Annotated in this window: 16 protein-coding genes; 12 read left to right on the plus strand and 4 right to left on the minus strand. The window is 70.7% G+C overall.

Going from position 1 to position 15405, the window contains the following annotated elements; all coding sequences use genetic code 11:
- Nucleotides 1–58: 58 nt before the first annotated feature.
- A complete protein-coding gene (locus CU044_RS11455) occupies nt 59–1015 on the minus strand; it encodes a helix-turn-helix domain-containing protein (protein ID WP_129768405.1) in 957 nt (318 codons plus the stop codon).
- Between the two features lie 332 nt (nt 1016–1347).
- Between CU044_RS11455 and CU044_RS11460 the strand changes: the two genes are divergently transcribed.
- The 4 genes from CU044_RS11460 (at nt 1348) to CU044_RS11475 (ending at nt 4928) form a co-directional block, all read left to right on the plus strand.
- Complete coding sequence (locus CU044_RS11460; protein WP_129768406.1) at nt 1348–1767, plus strand: hypothetical protein; 420 nt, start codon at nt 1348–1350, stop codon at nt 1765–1767.
- A 140-nt stretch (nt 1768–1907) separates the two neighbouring features.
- A complete protein-coding gene (locus tag CU044_RS11465; protein ID WP_129768407.1) occupies nt 1908–2390 on the plus strand; it encodes a hypothetical protein in 483 nt (160 codons plus the stop codon).
- 282 nt (nt 2391–2672) lie between these two features.
- Nucleotides 2673–3239 carry a hypothetical protein gene (locus CU044_RS11470; RefSeq protein ID WP_129768408.1) on the plus strand — a complete coding sequence of 189 codons (567 nt, stop codon included), beginning with the start codon at nt 2673–2675 and terminating at the stop codon, nt 3237–3239.
- 306 nt (nt 3240–3545) lie between these two features.
- On the plus strand, nt 3546–4928 hold the full coding sequence (locus tag CU044_RS11475; protein WP_129768409.1) for a tannase/feruloyl esterase family alpha/beta hydrolase: 1383 nt from the start codon (nt 3546–3548) through the stop codon (nt 4926–4928).
- 70 nt (nt 4929–4998) lie between these two features.
- On the opposite strand, the gene CU044_RS11480 is transcribed toward CU044_RS11475, so the two are convergent.
- The 3 genes from CU044_RS11480 to CU044_RS11490 all read right to left on the minus strand — a co-directional run bounded on the left by CU044_RS11480 (nt 4999) and on the right by CU044_RS11490 (nt 8059).
- Nucleotides 4999–6621, minus strand: coding sequence for an NAD(P)/FAD-dependent oxidoreductase (locus CU044_RS11480; protein ID WP_129768410.1), 1623 nt, complete (start codon nt 6619–6621; stop codon nt 4999–5001).
- A 3-nt stretch (nt 6622–6624) separates the two neighbouring features.
- On the minus strand, nt 6625–7089 hold the full coding sequence (locus CU044_RS11485) for a cupin domain-containing protein (RefSeq protein ID WP_240045495.1): 465 nt from the start codon (nt 7087–7089) through the stop codon (nt 6625–6627).
- A gap of 163 nt (nt 7090–7252) precedes the next feature.
- On the minus strand, nt 7253–8059 hold the full coding sequence (locus tag CU044_RS11490; protein WP_205124063.1) for an IclR family transcriptional regulator: 807 nt from the start codon (nt 8057–8059) through the stop codon (nt 7253–7255).
- A 103-nt stretch (nt 8060–8162) separates the two neighbouring features.
- Between CU044_RS11490 and CU044_RS11495 the strand changes: the two genes are divergently transcribed.
- The 8 genes from CU044_RS11495 (at nt 8163) to CU044_RS11530 (ending at nt 15333) form a co-directional block, all read left to right on the plus strand.
- Nucleotides 8163–8939, plus strand: a complete 777-nt coding sequence (locus tag CU044_RS11495; RefSeq protein WP_129768411.1) for an SDR family oxidoreductase — start codon at nt 8163–8165, stop codon at nt 8937–8939.
- On the plus strand, nt 8939–9442 hold the full coding sequence (locus CU044_RS11500) for a cupin domain-containing protein (protein ID WP_129768412.1): 504 nt from the start codon (nt 8939–8941) through the stop codon (nt 9440–9442). Before CU044_RS11495 ends, CU044_RS11500 begins: the two co-directional genes overlap by 1 nt.
- Complete coding sequence (locus CU044_RS11505) at nt 9439–10317, plus strand: alpha/beta fold hydrolase (RefSeq protein WP_129768413.1); 879 nt, start codon at nt 9439–9441, stop codon at nt 10315–10317. Before CU044_RS11500 ends, CU044_RS11505 begins: the two co-directional genes overlap by 4 nt.
- Nucleotides 10314–11261, plus strand: a complete 948-nt coding sequence (locus CU044_RS11510; RefSeq protein ID WP_129768414.1) for a 2,3-dihydroxyphenylpropionate 1,2-dioxygenase — start codon at nt 10314–10316, stop codon at nt 11259–11261. Before CU044_RS11505 ends, CU044_RS11510 begins: the two co-directional genes overlap by 4 nt.
- A 1-nt stretch (nt 11262) precedes the next feature.
- Nucleotides 11263–12081: a fumarylacetoacetate hydrolase family protein gene (locus tag CU044_RS11515; RefSeq protein WP_240045496.1), complete on the plus strand. Its 819-nt coding sequence runs from the start codon at nt 11263–11265 to the stop codon at nt 12079–12081.
- Nucleotides 12078–13013 carry an acetaldehyde dehydrogenase (acetylating) gene (locus CU044_RS11520; RefSeq protein ID WP_129768415.1) on the plus strand — a complete coding sequence of 312 codons (936 nt, stop codon included), beginning with the start codon at nt 12078–12080 and terminating at the stop codon, nt 13011–13013. Before CU044_RS11515 ends, CU044_RS11520 begins: the two co-directional genes overlap by 4 nt.
- The gene (gene dmpG, locus CU044_RS11525; RefSeq protein ID WP_129768416.1) at nt 13010–14023 is read left to right on the plus strand and encodes a 4-hydroxy-2-oxovalerate aldolase; all 1014 of its coding nucleotides are present in this window, start codon (nt 13010–13012) and stop codon (nt 14021–14023) included. The genes CU044_RS11520 and dmpG overlap by 4 nt, the downstream gene beginning before the upstream one ends.
- Before the next feature lie 305 nt (nt 14024–14328).
- Entirely contained in the window at nt 14329–15333 is a 1005-nt protein-coding gene (locus CU044_RS11530) for a LacI family DNA-binding transcriptional regulator (RefSeq protein ID WP_193563933.1), read from the plus strand.
- The last annotated feature ends 72 nt before the right edge of the window (nt 15334–15405 follow it).

Here is a 15405-nt window from a genome sequence, read left to right on the forward strand (position 1 = left end):
GGTGACAGCGGCGTGGTCGCCACGGTCCAAAAGGATCACGCCACACGGTGCTGACGGGCTACTGCCCCTGGGTGAAGGTGCGGCGGTACTCACTCGGCGTGGTGTCGAGAATGCGCTGGAAGTGCAGCCGCAGATTCGCACCGGTGCCGAGACCGACATCGGCGGCGATCTGCTCGATGCCCCGCTGCGAACGCTCCAGCAGTTCACGGGCCACGTCGATGCGGGCGCGCATGACCCACTGCATCGGGGTGTACCCCGTGTCTTCGACGAAGCGCCGCGAGAACGTGCGCGGTGACACCGCCGCATGCCGGGCGAGCACTTCAAGGGTGAGGTGCTCGCCGAGCCGGTGCAGTGCCCACTCCCGGGTGGCGGCGAACCGCTCGCCGAGCGACTCGGGCACACTGCGCGGCACGTACTGTGCCTGACCGCCGCTGCGGTAGGGGGCCGCCACCAGGCGCCGCGCCGCGTGGTTCGACGCGGACACCCCCAGATCGCCGCGCAGGATGTGCAGGCACAGGTCGATGCCCGAGGCGGCGCCCGCCGACGTCAGCACGCTGCCTTCGTCGACGAACAGAACGTTCGCGTCGACCCGGACGAGCGGACGCTTCGCCGCGAGTGCCCGTGTGTAGTGCCAGTGCGTCGTGGCGCGCTTGCCGTCGAGCAGGCCCGTGGCAGCGAGCGCGAAGGCGCCCGTCGAGATGGCGGCGAGCCGTGCGCCCCGGTTGTGGGCGGCGATCAGCGCGTCGATGACGGCCTGCGGCGGGTCCTCGCGGTCCGGATGCCGGTAGCCGGGAACGAAGATGATGTCGGCCCACGCGAGGGCGTCGATGCCGTGGGCGACGTAGTACGACAGACCGTCGCCGCCGGCCACGAGACCGGGCGCCGCGCCGCACACCCGCACCTCGTACGGCATGCTCGCGCGGGTCGTGAACACCTGCGCGGGAATGCCGACATCGAGCGGCTTCGCACCTTCGAGCACGAGAACGGCGACGCGATGCAGGGGTGAGGCTGGCACGAGGAAGAGGATACGTGGAGGCATCGGCCCAGTTCCCGAAGCCGCGCAGGTCCGCCGATCCGCCGACCGAGGCGCTCACCGTCGCATCGGACGCACGGGAGCGGACACGGACCTCCGTCACGCCGCTTGTGGCGGATCCGCCGGGCGGCGAGGTGGCGGCGCGGAGCCGAGGCTTCGACGGACGCGCTGGACGACGAGCCCATTACCTCGCGCGTAATCGACGCCCGCCCGCCTCGCTCGGCACTCTTGCGGTACCGGAACCCGGGCGGCGCGCTCCCTCCGAGTACCGGTTTCCGACCGGCCCGTACGACCTCGATGGAGGCTGATTCGTCATGCCCGCAACTCTGCTCGCCGGCATCGCCCGCACCACTGAGCCGCAGACGATGCTGCGCCGGTTCCTCGCCCTCGACGCTGTCGTCACCGGCGTCAACGGACTGGCGTACGTCGTGGCATCCGGACCGCTCGGTCGGCTGCTCGGAGTCGATGACACCGTCCTGGTCGGGCTGGGCGCCTTTCTCGCTCTGTTCGGGGCCGGAGTCGGTTTTCTCGCGACCCGTCGCCGGCCGCCGCGGCTACCCGTCAAGATCGTCGTTGACTCGAATCTGCTGTGGGCCGTCGTCAGCATCGCCGCGCTGTCGCTCTGGCTCGAGCCGACCACGGCAGGCGCCGTCTGGATCCCGGTGCAGGCGCTGACCGTTGCCGGCTTCGCCGTTCTGCAGTGGTCCGCACTGCGCGGTGCCGGTGGCGCGTAGTCGTGCCATGAGCCTCGCCTTCCGGCTCCGAAGGCGATAGATCTGACAGGTCTGACAGATCTTCAAAGATGACGGGACGGAAGCGGAAGGCACCCATTTCGCCGATAGAACTCAATGCCCGTCAGTGATCCAATTTCCCCATGATTCGTACTCGTGCCATGCGCACCGCCATGACCGCGGCCGTCGTCCTGCTGGCGTTTGGTGGTCCGGCCACCGTCCCCGCCCAGGCCACCACCGGGTTTGCCGCCGCACCCGCGACCTCCCGGGCGGAGGCGCCGGCGGCCACCCCTGCCACCACCCAGGTGGACACCTTCCTGAAGGCGTACCGCCGCGCCGTGCTCGGGCAGAGCGGTGAGGACCCGCGGGCCGTCCGCGAGCGGTTGCTCTCCTCGTACCTGAACCTCCGACTGGACGCGTGGGCCGAGCAGAATGACGCCGACCCGGTGTTCCGCGCGCAGAACGTCCCGGCGAAGTGGTCGGCCCATCAGATCAAGCAGGAAGCCGGCTTCGCCTCCGTCCGGTTGACCGAGACCTGGACAGGCGGGGGCGTCCAGGAGGTCTGGTACACCGTCCGCGTCGCCGATCTGCGGATCGTCGACCTGGGCGATCGGCCCGCGTTCTGACCTGACCGCCGGCAGTGCCCCGCTCGGAGCCCGATCCGCGGCGGGGCACTGCCGATCCGGCGGCGCGTGTGCTCACGCGGTCGCACGAACACCCTGGATTTTGGCGGGAGTTGTGACGTAGAGCCGGTTATGACGGTCGTTTGGAACGTTCGAATGGACGATTGGAACGTTCAAACTCTTGACCCGCTTGCCCGTCGGAAGCCACCATTTCTCTGGCCGTCGACAGAGGGCGGCCGAACCACCGGAACCACGCCCGCGATTCCGCGTCAACGAAGGGTCGGTATGTCCGTGTTCCCCCACACGATCCACCGCACAATAGGCACCGCCATGGCCGCGCTGGGTGTCGCCGCGTCCTCTCTCGTGGCCGGCTCCGGCCCGGCTCAGGCTGCCGGGCCGGCCGAGCGCGTGTCCTCCTCGGCGGCGGCCCCCTCGGCGGCGGCCGCCGAGGGCAACGCGATCGTCACCTTCACCAACAACGTGAGTGGCGGGTCGTACATCTGCGAGGTCACCACGCCCAACGGCATCGGACACCCGCCCACCCAGCCGCATCAGCTCTCCTGGCGGTCCGTTGTCGTGTGCGGCGTTGTCGTGCGGATGTACGGCGTCAGCCACTCGTACGTGTGGGGCAGCGACATCTCCTACTACCCGGGCAGCACCTACGACATCACCGGTACGATCGCCGAGACCGTCGGCAGGGTCAATGTGCCCCCGGGCGCGTGGGGTCTGAACAGCAACGTCATCATCTTCACCCCGGCCGGCTACACGGCCACCCCGGGCAACGGCTGCGCGGCCGTGGCCGCCGACCAGACGAAGTGCATCGCCACCGCCGGGCCGATCATGGTCAGCTGAGTTCGGTCACCGATCGGCGGGTCGGGGTGGTCGAACCGGAACCGGGCGGAGCCGCTGCCGCCGCTCCGCGCATCCGGACCTTCTTCCGCCACCACGCCCTGAACACCCCACGCACGGCATGTCCCTCAGGCGCGTCTCCTCAGCCGGCGCGGTAGTCCGTCGGCAACGACCCGGGGTGGGTGCTCGCTCTACTTCCCGGCTCCCGGAACTATGGGCCGTCCACATGGCCCGGCCGACCGGGGGCGCTGACGATGTGCGCCATGGCAATGACGCACCCGACCGGGGCGAGCCCATCGGAGGAGATCCATGCGTGTGAGAACAGGTGTCGCCGTGCTGGCCGCCATGCTGCTGGCTGTCACGGCGACCGGCGCCGCACCCGCCCCCGTACCGGCTTCGGAGGCCCCGACGGCGCTGTCCCACTGCGGCGCCCGTGAACGGGTCTCCGTGCCCGGCGCGGAATTCCAGACCACGGCCTGTCTGCCGGACATGACCACCGCCGCGCTCGCCGGCACCCGGTACACCGACTCCACCGACTGGTCCCCGCTCTTCGCCAAGGGCACCACGAACCCCTCGGGCGTGCCCGGTGTCCAGATCGACGGCTACTTCCCCGACTCCTCGCGGCTGAACGCCACCCACGGCTGGAAGCACGACGCCCAGTTCGTGATGCGGCTGCCCGACCGCTGGAACGGCGGCCTCGTGGTGACCGGCGCGCCCGGCAATCGCAAGCAGTACTCGCTGGACCCGCTGATCTCCGACTGGGTGCTGGCCCAGGGCTATGCCTTCGCCTCCACCGACAAGGGGAACAGCGGCCCCGACTTCTACACGGACGGCACCCGGCCCGGCGACGCGGTCGCCGAATGGAACCGCCGCACCACCGAGTTGACCCGCGCCGCGCGCACGGTCCTCCGGCGCGCGTACGGACACGCCCCGCGCCGCACGTACATGACCGGCACCTCGAACGGCGGCTATCTGACCCGTTGGCAGCTGGAGAACCATCCCGAGCTGTACGACGGCGGGGTGGACTGGGAGGGCACGCTCTGGACCGAGGGCGGCCCCAATCCGCTCACGTATCTGCCGACCACTGTCGCGTACCGGGCGGGCGACGCGGGAGCCGACGACATGTACGCGGCCGGGTTCGCCCCGGGCAGCGAGTTCCTCTGGCCCTACCACCAGACCGCCTACTGGGGGCTGACACAGAAGGTCTACCGAGCCGTGTTCGACCCCACGTACGACCCCGACTGCCCCGGTACTTCGGCCGGTTCGACGACCGAGGAGATCCTCTCGCCCTGTGCCTCGGACGCTTCGTACGACTACGCGGCCCGGCCGCGCTCCGTCCACCGGGCCGTCGAGCGCGTGTCGCTGACCGGCAGAATCGGCAAACCCATGATCACACTCCAGGGCTCACTGGACACGCTGCTGCCGATCGCCACCGACTCGGACGTCTACGCGCGCATGATCGACGACCGGCACCGGGCCCGGCTGCACCGGTACTACACGATCGAGGGCGGTACTCATGTCGACGGGCTGTACGACACGTATCCGGACCGGCTGCGCCCGATCCTGCCCTGCTACCGGAGCGCGTTCGAGGCGCTGACACAGTGGGTCGAGCGCGGCGAGGCCCCGCCGGCCAGCCGTACCGTCCCGAAGCCCGTCTCCGGCGACGTCGTGAACTCCTGCGCACTGCGCTGAACCCGCCGGACCGCTCCGACCTGTTGACGGACCGGTGAGGGGCCCGGCCCGCGGCGAGGCCGGACGCCCGTTACGAAGCTGTCTCCGCCGTCCGGTCCTCCGGCACAGGCTGGGCCGACACCCGCGCGGCGCGGTCCGTGGATGTCGGGGTGCCCGGCGCGCGGGGCGCCCCGAGACGCGCCATGAGCCTGGGGGTCACCCGCCGGTAGGCCGCCGGGTTGACGGGGTTCAGCCAGTGGACCGCGCGGACCAGCGGATTGATGTTGAGGTCGAGATCATTCAGTACCTCGTCGGCGTTGTGAACCGAGAACGGGATGATCTTCGTACCCCGGCAGTGGTGCCGGTCCGTGGCCTCGTCCATGAACGCGAGCTGGTCGACCACCGCCTGCCGCCGGGCCGCCGGTGCGGGCAGCGGCAGCAGGCCCCCGAGGTCGGCGGCGATCCACAGCGCGGCCATCTCGGCGTTGAGCGGGCTGAAGAGCGAGGAGTTGTAACCGTTGAAGTACAGCCCGGGTACGTCGAGCGGCAGGATCTGCCGGTAGAGCATGAAGTTCCCCCGCTCGTCGAGGAGTTGACGCCGCACGTCCTCGGCGAGGAAGGGAACGCCCTGCGTGAAGCCGGTGGCGCAGACCACAAGGTCGGCGGGCAGGGTCGTACCGTCGCTGAGTTCCGCGAAGGGGCGGCCCCCCTGCGCGAACAGCCGGGTGATCGTACGATCGCGGCGCACCGTGATCGCACCGGCGGCGACGGCCTCGAAGAAGCCCTCGGTGCCGAGTCCGATCGCCCCCTGGATGATGTGCTCCATGTGCCCCTTCGGCACCAGGTCCAGCGCCTCCAGCCCGTACTGCCGCACGGAGACCGAACCGATCGAGTTGAGCATCCGCCGGCGCAGGCCGTTGCCGGGACCGTGCAGGAACCGTTCGACTCCCCGCAGCCGCCGATAGCGGAACAGGGCCTCGCCCATGCGGGTCAGCAGCAGCATCTTGAAGTTGAGGAAGCCGCCGATCCTGCGCGGTACCTTCCAGAGCAGCTGGCGTGCGACGACGTCGGCGCTCGCGGCGGTCGCGCTGATCGGTACGGCCACGTCGCACGCCGACTTGCCGTACCCCACCACGAGCACGTGCCTGTCGCGCGCCTCCTCCGCGTCGTGGAACGCGTTGCCTGCACACAACCGGCCCCCGGCCGCGGTGAATTCGTCCAGTCCCGGATACGTGGGAAGGGCAGGCTCGCAGAACACGCCGTTGGCGACGACGAGCCGGTCGAACCGCTCCGTGGACGGTGTGCCCCTTCCGCCGGCCTCGCGTACGCCGTCGCTCTGTACGCCGTCGTGCCGTGCGTCGGCCTCCCGCACGTCGACGATCCAGCCGCCGCCGCCGGCCGCCCGCACGCGGGTCACCTCGGTCCGCAGCCGCAGATGGGCGTCCAGTCCGAAATGCCGGGCGTAGGCGGCGAGGTAGCCCTGCACCTGGGCACCGCCCGGCCACTCCGGCAACTCCTTGGGCATGGGAAAGTCCGACAGGGCATACTGCGTTTTCGGGCTCTGTGTCGACAGGCCCGGGTAGCGGCGGGTCTCGCTCCACACACCGCCGACGTCCGGGGTCCGGTCGAAGACGACGACGTCATGGCCCGCCTGCTTGAGCACCTTGGCTGTCGTCAGTCCGGCGACACCGGCGCCTACGATCCCGATCCTCATGGCTCAGTGACCCCCGGGCGGCAGGTGGAGCACGATGCCGAAATCGTCCATGATCGACTTGATCCTGGAGATGTCCTTCGGTCCCGGCGGCATGGCGGCCAGGGCCTGGTAATAGCCTTCGAGACCCGCCGGTGACACTACGGAGATCACCCGCGACTCCTCTCCGTACGGATTTCGGAAGGCGTGTGGCACATCGCGCGGCAGGTACATGTAGTCGCCGAATTCCAGCACGTAGTCCTGGTCGCCGAGCGTGACGTCGAGCCGGCCGGCGAGGCAGATGAACGACTCGTCCTCGCGTGTGTGCGTGTGCAGCGGCGGTCCGTCCGTCTCCGGAGGGATCGCGTACTCGAACAGCGAGTACGCGTCGCGCGTCGACGCGCCATCGGTCTTCATCGTGATACCCAGCCCGATCGCGGCAATCCGTGTGCCGTCGCGGGAGGGGAGCAGGTAGCCACCGCCCAGGGTCATTCGTGGCCTCCTTCGGAGTTGTCGCACCGTCACTTCGCCGGTGTGTGCCGGGCTCACAGCGTGACGGGAGGCCACCGATCCACCAAGCTTGAGTCCCGCTCACCGGGACTCCTTCCGTTTCGGGGTTCCCGCTTCCGCCCGGCGTCCGATGCGTCCGCCGGGCTCACCGCCGGGCGGAGTAGGCGCGCGAGGCCGCCGCGGCGGCCATCCGCACAGCCGGCCCGACACGATCGGCGCGGACCAGTTCCGTCGGCCCGGTGACGGAGAGGGCGGCGACGACGCCGCCGAGCGGCCCGAAGACGGGAGCGGCCACACAGCTCACCCCGGTATTGCCCTCCTCCCGGTCCACCGCCCAGCCACGGTCGGGGACGGCGGCCAGCTCACGCCGCAGGCCCACCGGACTGGTGATCGTCCACGGTGTGCGCGGGGTGAGCCCGGCATCGATCACCGCGTCGACGGTCGCCGCGTCCGACCACGCGAGGATGGCCCGTCCGATGCCCGAGCAGTGCGCCGGAATGGTGCCGCCGACCTGCGAGAGCATCGGCATCGGCCGATGCCCGGTGATCTTCTCGACGACCAGTACCCGCGGGCTGTCGAGCACGCCGAGCTGCACCGTCGTACGGGTGGCCTGGTAGAGGTCCTGGAGATACGGCAGCACGGCCTCACGCAGTTCGTGCCGGACCGGGGCAAGACCGGAGATCTCGAAGAGGCGGTTACCGATCCGGTAGCGGTCGCGCGGCTTGTCCAGCCAGCCCAGCCTGATCATGGTGTCGGCCGTGCGGTGCGTGGTGGAGCGCGGCAGACCGCTGCGCTGGACGAGCGCGGCAAGGGTCAGTTCGCGGTGGGCCGGTGTGAAGGCGCCGAGGATCGCCGCGGCGCGGTCGAGCGCGCCCATCCCCGCCACACCCCTGTCCTGTGCCGCCCCGGCATCCCCGGCCGCCGCACCGGTGTCCCGGTCAGTGGGACTCATCGTTGGTACCTCGATGTCATGCGGGTCAGGCTAGTGCCTGTCACCCGCTCGTGGCCGAGCACGTCACGGCGGCCACGCCCCCACACACCCCAGGGAGATCGCCATCGCCGTTCGGACCGCACTCGTAGGCGGTGGAGCCACCGGGATCGGGCACGCCACCGCCGGACAACTGGCCCTGAGCGGGCACCGGGTGGTCATCACCGGCCGCCGTGCCGATGCCCTGGAATCGGCGGCGGCCGGTCTTCGGGCGAGCACCGGGGGAGACGTGCACTGGCTCGCCGGCGATATGACCGACCCCCTCTCCGCGGAGGTGCTGGCCGACGAGGCCGAGAGGCGTCACGGCTCCGTCGACATCCTCGTCCTCAACGCGGGCGGCCCCCCACCGGGCCGGATTCTGGAGATCGACGACCAGCAGTGGCAGTCCGCCTTCGGGCTTCTGCTCCTCGGCCCTCTCCGACTGGCCCGCCTGGCGCTTCCCCGGATGGCGGCCCGCGGCTTCGGCCGCGTGGTGTTCGTGACCTCCACAGCGGTCCGGCAGCCGCAGCCGGACCTCGCGCTCTCGGTGGTGCTGCGCTCCGCGGTGACGGCGGCGGCCAAACTGCTGGCCCGGGAGTTCGCTGCCGACGGTGTGACGGTCAACTGCGTCGCACCCGGCCCGACCGCCACCGGGCGGCGCGAGCAGATCCTGACCGCCCGCGCCAGGGCCACCGGGCGCGCCTACGCCGACCTCGACGCCGAGGACGTCGCGAGCGTCCCGGCCGGCCGTGCCGGGGACCCGGCGGAGATCGGAGCGGCGGTGGCCTTCCTGGCCTCCGCGGCGACACGTTACGTCAACGGAACGGTACTGACCGTCGACGGCGGACGAACGGAGACAATCTGATGGCAGAGTCCGGAGCGGACTTCACCCTGGCGGACTTTCTCGGAGGCATCTCCGACACCGTCCGCCCCAGCACGGCGCGGCCGGTCGTGGTGCGCGCGGCGGAACTTGAACGGCTGCCCGCCGACCAGGTGCACAATCCGACCACGCTCTCCATCGCCGGGCGGCTGCCGACCACGACGTTCGAGATCTTCCGGCAGACGATCGCGCCGGGCGAGAGCTCCGACATGCAACGCCACCACCACGAGACGGTGCACTACGTCATCTCCGGCGAGGGCCACAGCGAGGTCGAGGACGACACGGAGTCGTGGTCGGCCGGGGACTTCGTCTACACCCCGCCGTGGACCTGGCACCGCCACTACAACGACTCCGCCGAGCACCCGGTCGAATTCCTGACGATCGAGAACTCCCGGCTGCTCGGCCTGCTCGGTGTCGCGCGCAGGCAGAGCGCCGGTCTGGCCACCATGGCGGAGGCCCGCGCCCGGTTCACGGAGGACCACTCATGAGCGGACTGCCCGAGCACATCAGCATCTGGGCCGAACTGGCCGATGTCGACCACGAGTTGACCCATGTCGATGTCGGAGGTGTCCGCACCCGGGTGCTGCGGGCCGGTTCCGGGCCCGACCTGATTCTCCTGCACGGCACCGGCGGGCATCTCGAAGCGTACGCCCGTGACATCGCCGGGCTGGCGGCCGACTTCCGGGTCACGCTGTACGACATGGTCGGTCACGGCTGGTCGGACCTGCCGGACACGCCCTACACCATCGATGTGCTCTCCGGGCACCTCCTCGGTCTCATGGACGCCCTGGGCATCGACAGCGCGCATCTGTCGGGTGAATCACTCGGCGGCTGGGTGGTGGCGTGGACGGCCGCGCACCACCCCGAACGGGTGGACCGGCTGGTGCTCAACACCCCCGGCAACATCGCCAACAAGCCCGAGGTCATGGCCCTGATGCGGGACAGCACGCTGGCCGCCGTGCGCGACCCCGACGACGCGACCGTACGGCGCCGGGTGGAATTCCTCTTCCATCGCAAGGAGATGGTGACCGACGAACTGGTCAACCTGCGGCGGGCCGTCTACAGCAGGCCCGGCTTCGTCACAGCGATCACCAACACACTGGTGCTCCAGGACCCCGTGGTGCGCAAGGACTTCGCGTGGGACCCGGAGTGGGTCGGCAGGATCGGAGCGCGCACGTTGCTGCTGTGGACCGACCACGATCCGACCGGCGGACTCGACGAGGCCGCGACGCTCCTGGGGTGGCTGCCCGACGCCCGCCTTCATGTCATCGAGGGTGCCGGCCACTGGCCGCAGTGGGAGAAGGCCGACGACTATCTGCGCGCACATCGCGACTTCCTGCTTCTCGACAAGGACCCGGCATGAGCGAGATCATCGGCTTCGTAGGGATGTCCCACTCCCCCTTCGTCACCATGCTGCCGCCCTCGTCACCCTCCGGGCCGGGCGGGGCATTCCTCGGCGACGCCGCCAGGGTTGCGGCCGCGGTGGCGGACCTGTCGCCGGACGCGATCGTCGTCATCGGCCCCGATCACTTCCACGCCAACTTCTACGACGTGATGCCGCCGTTCGTCCTCGGCGTCGAGGCGGCCGAGGGTTTCGGCGACTTCGGCAGCGCGTCGGGGCCCCTGCCGGTGGCCTCGTCGCTGGCCTGGTCGATCCACGAGGGCCTGGCCGCCGCCGACTTCGACATCTCCCTGTCGTACGCGCTCACCGTCGACCACGGCATCGTGCAGAGCTACAAGATGGTGTCGCACGAGGACGGGAACGAGGGCGGAATCCCGCTGGTCCCGCTGATCGTGAACACCGCGGCGCCGCCACTGCCGAGCATGGAGCGCTGTGTGGCGCTGGGCAGGGCACTGGGGGAGGCGATCCGCGGCTCCGACTTCGACGGGCGGGTCCTCGTCGTCGCCAGCGGCGGGCTGTCGCACTGGCTGCCCCCCAACGACCCCCGCGACGTGGCGGTCGCCGGTGAGAAGCGCGAGGCGCTGATCCACGGCCGCCGCGACCCCCGTGCTTTCGCCGCGGCCCGTGAACCCAGGGTGCGCGCGATGGGCGGCGACCCCACCGCACGTGTCAACGCCGACTGGGACAGCTGGTTCCTCGGACAACTCGCCGTCGGCGACCTCGACTCCGTCACAGCCCTGGGCCACGAGCGCCTGGAGGAGCACGCGGGCAGCGGTGGCCACGAGATCCGCTGCTGGCTGGCGGGACACGCCGCCGTCGGCGAGCCGCTGGTCTGGAGCTCGTACGAGCCGGTACCCGAGTGGATCACCGGCATGGCCATCGGCACCACCTTCGAGGTCGTCTGAGATGGCGTCCGAGATGACCGCGTCCTCGCTCGCCCGCGCCACCGCGGAGGCGTCCCGCCGACTGGCGGACGTCCGCGTGTCGCACCGCCCCTGTCCGCCGGTGCGTGACCTCCTGCCTCCGGGCGACGTCCATGCCGCCTACAGCGTGCAGTCGCGGTGGGTGATCGGACGCGAGGCGGCCGGCGCCCGGGTGATCGGCCGCAAGATCGGCCTCACCAGCCCCACGGTCCAGGCCCAACTCGGCGTTGACCAGCCCGACTTCGGATTCCTCCTGAACGACATGGCCTGCCCCGACGGCGCCCCCGTCGACATGGACCGGCTGATCCAGCCGAAGATCGAGGCGGAGGTCGCCTTCGTGCTCGCCACCGATCTCGACACCGCGTACGCCGGTGCGGCCGAGGTCGTCGCGGCGACCGGCCAGGTGGTCGCCGCTCTGGAGATCGTGGACAGCCGGATCGCGGACTGGGACATCTCCCTCGTGGACACGGTGGCCGACAACGCCTCCTCCGGTCTCTTCGTCCTCGGCTCCCAGCCGCGCCCGCTCGACGGACTCGACCTGGCCGGCTGCGAGATGGTCCTCCGTCGCGGTGAGGAAGTGGTGTCCACCGGTACGGGCACCGACTGTCTGGGCGGTCCCGCCCTGGCAGTCGCCTGGCTGGCCCGTACCGCCCACGCCCATGGCCGCCCGCTGCGCGCGGGCGACATCGTGCTCTCCGGGGCCCTCGGACCGATGGTGCCGGTGACGGCGGGAGACGTTTTCGAGGCGGAGATCACCGGTCTCGGCACCGTCCGTACGAGTTTCACGGGAGGCAACTCATGACCAAGGTCGCCGTGATCGGCTCCGGCAACATCGGCACCGACCTCATGATCAAGGTGCTGCGGCTCTCGGAGCGCCTGGAGATGGCCGCGATGGCAGGCATCGACCCGGCCTCCGACGGGCTGGCGCGGGCCGCCCGGTTCGGTGTGCCCACGACGGCCGGCGGTGTCGAGGGGCTGCTCGCGCTCCCCGGGGCCGACGAGATCGAGATCGTCTTCGACGCCACGTCCGCCCGTGCGCACGAGGCCAACGCACGTGCGCTCGCGCCGCACGGCACACGCCTGATCGACCTCACACCGGCCGCGCTGGGCCCGTTCGTGGTCCCCGCGGTGAATCTCGACGAGCATCTGGAGGCGCCCGACCTCAACATGGTGACCTGCGGGGGCCAGGCGACCATCCCGGTCGTCGCCGCCGTCTCACGGGTGACTCCTGTCCCGTACGCCGAGATCGTCGCGTCCATCGCTTCGAAGTCGGCCGGCCCGGGTACCCGCGCCAACATCGACGAGTTCACCGAGACCACGGCCACCGCGATCCGGACCGTCGGCGGGGCGGGCCGTGGCAAGGCGGTGATCATCCTCAATCCGGCCGAGCCCCCGATGATCATGCGCGACACGGTGTTCTGCCTGATCGCCGACCCGGATCCCGCGACACACGAGCGGGTGGTCGCCTCCGTCGAGCGGATGGTCGCCGACGTGGCGGCGTACGTGCCCGGCTACCGGCTCAAGCAGCGTGTGCGGATCACCCCGCTCACCGACGATGTGCGCACCCTGGCCGGAGACTCCGGTGCCACGCACCGGGTCGGTGTGTTTCTCCAAGTGGAGGGGGCGGGCCACTATCTGCCCCCGTACGCGGGGAATCTCGACATCATGACCTCGGCGGCCCTGGCGGTCGCCGAGCGCCTCGCCGACCACACGATGCGGGAGTGCGTCCGATGACCCGTCGGCTCTTCGTCCAGGACGTCACGCTCCGGGACGGCATGCACGCGATGCGGCACCGCATCACTCCGGAGCGGGTCGCCCGGATCGCCGGCGCCCTGGACGCCGCCGGGGTCGACGCTGTCGAGGTCGCACACGGCGACGGGCTGGCCGGCGGCAGTCTCACGTACGGACCGGGGAGCCACACGGACTGGGAGTGGATCGAGGCGGCGGCCGGGGCGATCACCCGCGCCCGCCTCACCACACTGCTGCTGCCCGGGATCGGAACGGTCAAGGAACTGAGACAGGCGTTCACGCTGGGCGTGCGGTCCGTACGGGTGGCCACGCACTGCACCGAGGCCGACGTGTCCGCGCAGCACATCGCGACCGCCCGCGAGCTGGGCATGGACGTATCGGGCTTCCTGATGATGAGTCACCTGGCGACCCCGGCCGAACTGGCCGTCCAGGCACGGCTGATGGAGTCGTACGGCGCGCACTGCGTCTATGTCACCGACTCCGGCGGACGGCTCACCGTGAACGATGTCCGCGAACGGGTCCGGGCCTACCGCGACACGCTCGCCCCGGACACCGGTATCGGCATTCACGCACACGAGAACCTGTCGCTTTCGGTGGCCAACTCACTGGCCGCGGCCGAGGAGGGGGCGACCCGCGTCGACGCCTCGCTGGCGGGCCACGGCGCGGGAGCCGGCAACTGTCCCCTGGAACCGTTCGTCGCGGTCGCCACCCTGGAGGGCTGGGAACACGGCTGCGACCTCTTCGCTCTCCAGGACGCCGCCGAGGACCTCGTCCGCCCGCTCCAGGACCGGCCCGCACGTGTCGACCGCGAGACACTGACGCTCGGGTACGCGGGGGTCTACTCCAGCTTCCTGCGCCACGCCGAGACGGCGTCCCGCCAATGCGGCGTCGACGTACGGGACTTGCTGGTGGAAGCCGGAAACCGGGGCCTGGTCGGTGGGCAGGAGGACATGCTGCTCGACATCGCGCTGGACCTGTCGGGCGGAGGCCGCTGAGTTCCGGCGGCACGGATCCCCGTCGGTATCGCCGCCCGGGGGCGTGACGTTCGGAAGGCGGTGGCGGGGATCATCACGGAGACGGGAGAGAGCCGACGTGACCCGAGCCGTGTGCGCACCGGTGCCGACCGCCTGCCGTCCGGACAGCGGGGCTGCTCATGTGCGGCTCCGGCGCCCGCGTGATCAAGGCCGGTCACGTCCGGTCACGTCCGTGAGGGAAGCCGATATCGCGCCGCCGCGCCGCGCACGGGCATACTCGGGCCCTGCGGGACGCATCGGCACCCGCGAGCAGCGGGAGGTACGCGATGGTGATGTCGTCGGGGACGGAACCCCGGAAGGTCACGATCAATGACGTCGCCAGGTCCGTCGGGGTGTCCCGGCAGACCGTGTCGCGGGCGCTCAACGACAAGGATGAGATCGACGTCTCCACCAAGCAGCGCGTGCTCGACGCCGCCCGCGAGCTCGGCTACCGGCCGAGCCGGTTCGCGCGCGGTCTGGTACGGCAGGACACCACCACCATCGGGCTGGTGATCCCGGACCTGCTCAACCCGTTCTTCACCGAGGTCGCCGCCGCCGCGCTGGAGGCGGCCAGGGCCCGCGGCTGGCACGTGGTCGTATACGACACCGCGGACAGGGCCGAAGAGGAACTCGGCACGCTTGAGGTGATCGCCTCGCAGGTGGACGCGGTCGTCGGCTACTTCAGCTGCTCCGAGGACGAGCTCGAACTGTTCACCCGTGGCGTCCCGGTGGTGCTCATCGGCCGCGAGCACCACAGCGCGCGGTTCAGCTCGATCCGGATCGACGGCGAGGAGGGCGTCCACGCCGCGATCGCGCACCTGGTCGCCGCGGGCCACACACGCATCGGCATGCTCGACCACGACGGCCGCGCCGAGCCGAGCATCCGGCGCGAGTGGTTCACGAAGGCCGCGGCGGCGTGCGGGATCGACGCGGGCAGGGTGGTCGGCGCGGACCAGTCGGCCGACGGCGGCGGAGCGGCGCTCACCACCCTGCTCGCCGCCCATCCCGATGTCACCGCGGTGCTCACCTTCAACGACATCATCGCGATCGGCGTGCTGCGCGAGGCGCGCAGGCTCGGGAGGAGCGTCCCGCGAGATCTCGCCGTGATCGGCTTCGACGGTCTGCAGCTCGGCGCCCTCGTCGAGCCCCCGCTCTCCAGCGTCGCCCTCGACACCCGGAAGCTCGGCGCGCTCGCCATCGACCAGGCCGCACGGCTGTTGACCGGGGTGGACCCGCTCGGGGACGACGAGCTGGTCATCCGGGCCGAGCTGCGGCTGGGCGGCTCCGCTTAACCTGCCGGACTCGTGCATGACCGAAAGTCTTGACATGAGATCGCACCGGAGCGCACACTTCCGAACAATTCA

The sequence above is a fragment of the Streptomyces sp. L-9-10 genome, assembly GCF_004151105.1.
Lineage (GTDB): Bacteria > Actinomycetota > Actinomycetes > Streptomycetales > Streptomycetaceae > Streptomyces.